Annotated in this window: 2 protein-coding genes and 1 pseudogene; 2 read left to right on the forward strand and 1 reads right to left on the reverse strand. The window is 73.3% G+C overall.

Annotation, left to right across the window (positions count from 1 at the left end; all coding sequences use genetic code 11):
* Together AB0J52_RS38285 and AB0J52_RS38290 are read left to right on the forward strand one after the other, a co-directional pair.
* Positions 1 to 1,017: zinc-binding dehydrogenase (locus AB0J52_RS38285; RefSeq protein ID WP_500187914.1), on the forward strand; the 1,017-nt coding region annotated here is incomplete at its 5' end.
* A gap of 112 nt (positions 1,018 to 1,129) precedes the next feature.
* Positions 1,130 to 1,714 (forward strand): DUF4870 domain-containing protein, encoded by a 585-nt coding sequence (locus AB0J52_RS38290; RefSeq protein WP_500187916.1) that lies wholly within the window; start codon positions 1,130 to 1,132, stop codon positions 1,712 to 1,714.
* On the opposite strand, the pseudogene AB0J52_RS38295 reads toward AB0J52_RS38290, so the two are convergent.
* Positions 1,711 to 1,969, reverse strand: a pseudogene (locus tag AB0J52_RS38295) (LLM class F420-dependent oxidoreductase); the annotation flags it as partial. The gene AB0J52_RS38290 and the pseudogene AB0J52_RS38295 overlap by 4 nt on opposite strands.

Genomic DNA, 1,969 nt, shown 5'->3' on the forward strand with positions numbered 1-1,969 from the left:
GTCGCGGTGCGGATCGCCGCGTCCGGCGTGTGCGGCTCCGACATCAAGGCCCTGGACGGCACGAGCCCCGTCGTCAGGCACCTGCCCTGCGTCCTCGGCCACGAGAGCGCCGGCGTCGTGGAAGAGGTCGGGCCGGGCGTGGTGAACGTCAAGCCCGGCGACCACGTCGTCATCGCGATGAACGGCCCGTGCGGCCGCTGTCGCGCGTGCGCGCGAGGCAACGCCCACCTGTGCTCGGGCAAGACCCGGATGTCGGCCATCATGGGCGTCTTCCCGGACGGCTCGACCCGCCTGTCCCTGGACGGCGAGCCCGTCCGCCCCTACATCGGCATCGGCGCGTTCGCCGAGCGCGCGGTGGTGACCGAGGCGATGTGCGTGAAGGTCGCCCCCGACGCCCCGCTCGACCTGCTCGCCCTCACCGCCTGCGGCGTCGTCACCGGATACGGCGCGGTCATGAACACCGCGCGGGTCGAGCCCGGGACGAGCGTCCTGGTCGTGGGCTGCGGCGGCGTCGGGCTCAACGTGGTCCAGAGCGCGGTGCTCGCCGGGGCGACCACCGTCATCGCGGCCGACGTGGTCGAGTCCAAGCTGCGCCTGGCCGAGGAGTTCGGCGCGACCCACACGCTGCTCGCCGACGACCTGCCGAAGCAGGTGGGCGAGATCGTGCGCGGCGGCGCCGAGTACGCCTTCGACGTCACCGGCGTCCCCGAGGTGCTGGCCAAGGCGTTCGCCGCCACGCAGCCGGGCGGGACGACCGTCATGGTCGGCTCCCCCGGCGCCGGGAAGGAGCTGCGCATCCCGGCGGGGCAGCTGTTCGGCTCGCGCCGCCTGATGGGCACCCAGGGCGGCGACGCGACGCCCGCCCGCGACCTGCCGATCCTCGCCGACCTGTACCGGCGCGGACGGCTCAACCTGGACGGCCTGGTCAGCGAGCGCGTCCCGCTGGAGCAGGTGAACGAGGCGGTGGCCCACGTCCGCGGCGGCGCGGTCGCCCGCTCGGTCGTCGTCTTCGACTGAGCGGGTCGCCGGATCGGCCGCTTCCGGCGTCCGCTCCGCGTCCGAGAGCACGTGCCGGGGGTGGCGTTCGCGGTAAATTGCCGTATTGGCAACCCCGCCGGATCGGAGAACAGTGAACGACAATCCGCCCCAGCCTCCGCCCGGGGAGCAGCCTCCGCACGATGACCGGCCGCAGCACGGTGACCAGCCGCCGCACGATGACCGGCCGCCGTACGGCGAGCAGCCGTACGGGCCGCCGCCGCACTCCGCCCCCTACGGCTCACCGGGCGGCTACGACCCGCGGTACGGCTACGGCCCGCCCGGCGTCCCGCAGCACCCGTCCGCCCAGGGCGGCGCGGTGATGCCGGAGGAGACGAACATGGTGGTCCTCAGCTACGTGCTGATGCTGTTCGTCGGCTTCCTCGCGCCGCTGGTGATCTTCCTGATCAAGAAGAGCACCTCCCCGTTCGTCCGGTACCACACGGCGCAGGCGCTGAACTACCAGCTCACGATGCTGATCCACCTGCTGGCGCTCGGCACGGTCTGCGCGATCCCGGCGATCATCGCGAAGAACGCCGCGTTCCTCGCCCCGCTGGTCCTGGTCTACCTGGAGCTGCTGATCGGCGGCTGGGTGTTCCCGATCATCGGCGCGGTCTCCGGCGGCAAGGGCAAGTGGACGCGGTTCCCCACGTTCTTCTGCTTCCGTATGATCCGCTAGCGGGGAAGGTGCTCGGCGGCGTACCGGTCGAGGACGGGCAGCACCGCCTCCCGGCCGCCGCCCGGCACCCGCAGCACGACCTCGTCCACACCGAGCCCCGCGTAGTACTCCAGCTTGGCGGGCGTGGGCACGGTCCCGAACGGGACGACCCGCGCCATCGGACGCCCGGCCGCCTCGCACGCGGCGCGCAGGGCAGGCAGCGCCTCGCGCACGCCGGCCCCGCCGATCGGCATCCAGCCGTCGCCGTACTCCGCG

This window comes from Spirillospora sp. NPDC049652, assembly GCF_040675125.1.
Taxonomy (GTDB): Bacteria; Actinomycetota; Actinomycetes; order Streptosporangiales; family Streptosporangiaceae; genus Spirillospora.